The sequence below is a fragment of the Peptoniphilus sp. oral taxon 386 str. F0131 genome, from assembly GCF_000090945.1.
GTDB classification, from domain to species: Bacteria; Bacillota; Clostridia; order Tissierellales; family Peptoniphilaceae; genus Anaerosphaera; species Anaerosphaera mikwangii.
The window spans coordinates 853,476-855,975 of the sequence record NZ_GL349422.1 but is presented as its reverse complement, the minus strand read 5'-3'; the positions used below and the strand labels follow the sequence as shown (position 1 = coordinate 855,975).

Genomic DNA, 2,500 nt, shown 5'->3' with positions numbered 1-2,500 from the left:
CTCGTCTCCCACCTATCCTGTACATTTAAACTCAAAATCCAATGTCAGCCTACAGTAAAGCTCCACGGGGTCTTTCCGTCCTGTCGTGGGTAAGCGGCATCTTTACCGCTACTACAATTTCACCGGATCCTTTGTTGAGACAGTGCCCAAATCGTTACACCTTTCGTGCGGGTCGGAACTTACCCGACAAGGAATTTCGCTACCTTAGGACCGTTATAGTTACGGCCGCCGTTTACTGGGGCTTCAGTTCTATGCTTCGAATTGCTCCTAACATTTTCCCTTAACCTTCCAGCACCGGGCAGGTGTCAGCTCCTATACTTCGTCTTTCGACTTTGCAGAAACTTATGTTTTTGGTAAACAGTCGCTTGGGCCTTTTTACTGCGGCCCCCTTTTACAGGGGCTCCCCTTCTCGCTAACTTACGGGGTCATTTTGCCGAGTTCCTTAACAAAGGTTCTTCCGCTCGTCTTAGGATTCTCTCCTCTCCTACCTGTGTCGGTTTGCGGTACGGGCGATATGTTACTTGATAGTGGCTTTTCTTGGCAGTGTGGAGTCATATCCTTCTCTACTTGTTTTTCGATCCGCATCACACTTTAGTGTTCTTAGAATAGGGATTTGCCTCTATTCCCACCTTTGTGCTTGCACGCCTCACCAACTGGGCGCTGCTACTATCCTCCTGCGTCCCCACTTACTTTCTTACGCTTCATATCGGTACAGGAATTTCCACCTGTTGTCCATCGACTACGCTTTTCAGCCTCGCCTTAGGTCCCGACTTACCCTGAGTGGACGAGCCTTCCTCAGGAATCCTTAGGTTTTCGACGGGTGAGATTCTCACTCACCTTTCGCTACTCATGCCAGCATTCTCTCTTCTGTAAAATCCACATCGGCTTACGCCTTATGCTTCGTCTCTTACACATTGCTCCTCTACCACTACTTTCGTAGTCCACAGCTTCGGTATATAGTTTAGCCCCGGTTATCTTCGGCGCAGAGTCACTTGACCAGTGAGCTATTACGCACTCTTTGAATGTATGGCTGCTTCTAAGCCAACATCCTGGTTGTCTGAGTAACTCCACATCCTTTCCCACTTAACTATTATTTTGGGACCTTAGCTGGTGGTCTGGGCTGTTTCCCTTTCGACAATGAAGCTCATCCCACATTGTCTGACTCCTTAGTGCTTGATTTGGTATTCGGAGTTTGATACGTATTAGTAATCTTACAGACCCCTCTACGATTCAGTGCTCTACCCCCTCATCATTGATCACTAAAGGCTAGCCCTAAAGCTATTTCGAGGAGAACCAGCTATCTCCGTGTTCGTTTGGCTTTTCACCCCTATCCACAGGTCATCCGATAGCTTTTAAACGCTACCCGGTTCGAGCCTCCATTGAATTTTACTTCAACTTCACTCTGCCCATGGATAGATCACACGGTTTCGGGTCTATGACATCTAACTTTCGCCCTATTAAGACTCGATTTCTCTACGGCTCCGGTACTTTATACTTTAACCTTGCTAGATATCATAACTCGCTGGCCCGTTCTACAAAAAGTACACGATCCTGGCTTTTGCCAGTTTCGCTGCTTGTAAACATTAGGTTTCAGTTTCTATTTCACTCCCCTCCCGGGGTTCTTTTCACCTTTCCCTCACGGTACTTGTTCGCTATCGGTCACCAAGTAGTATTTAGCCTTGGGGGGTGGTCCCCCCATTTTCCCACAAGGTTTCTCGTGTCTCGTGGTACTCTTTTGTGCCGGTATTTCTTCGCCTTCGTTTACAGGACTGTTACCTTCTTTGGTTCATCTTCCCAAATGATTCTACTGGCTATTTATACTTTATGCACGGTTGGGCTCTATCCTGTTCGCTCGCCGCTACTTGGGATATCGAGTTTTCTTTCTTTTCCTCGGGTTACTTAGATGTTTCAGTTCACCCGGTTCGCTTCTTTAAGTTATTTATTCGCTTAAAGATACCTTTTTAAGGTGGGTTTCCCCATTCGGATATCTGTGGGTCGACGGATATTTGCTCCTTACCACAGCTTTTCGCAGCTTGTCACGTCCTTCTTCGCCTCTTGGTGCCTAGGCATTCACCTAATGCTCTTTTTTACTTGACCTTTGTTATATTTATTTCTAAATTTAACTTCTTTTCCAGTGTTCTTGTCTTTTCTTTATTTCTTCTGAAATTTAAGTTTTGACTTTCTTCTAGATTTGTAGTTTTCATGGTTCTTTTAATGATTTTCATCATTATTGGTGGAGATGAGGAGATTCGAACTCCTGACCCCCTGCTTGCAAGGCAGGTGCTCTCCCAACTGAGCTACACCCCCTTATATAATTAATAGTGTAAGAGCTTAGAACCAAGCTCTCTTTGGTTTGTTGTGTGTCCTTCACTTTTGATTACTGCCTTTCCTCTTACAGTCCAACAGTTAATCTCCTTAGAAAGGAGGTGATCCAGCCGCACCTTCCGATACGGCTACCTTGTTACGACTTCACCCCAGTCATTAACCCTACCTTCGACTG

The 2,500-nt window shown here is 45.8% G+C and carries 1 tRNA gene and 1 rRNA gene (1 of these 2 running past the window's edge); both read right to left on the bottom strand.

The window, feature by feature from the left end:
- Positions 1-2,097 (bottom strand): 23S ribosomal RNA (locus HMPREF0629_RS04010); it reaches 763 nt to the left of the window's first position.
- Between the two features lie 134 nt (positions 2,098-2,231).
- Positions 2,232-2,307, bottom strand: a tRNA-Ala gene (locus HMPREF0629_RS04005).
- Positions 2,308-2,500 lie beyond the last annotated feature (193 nt).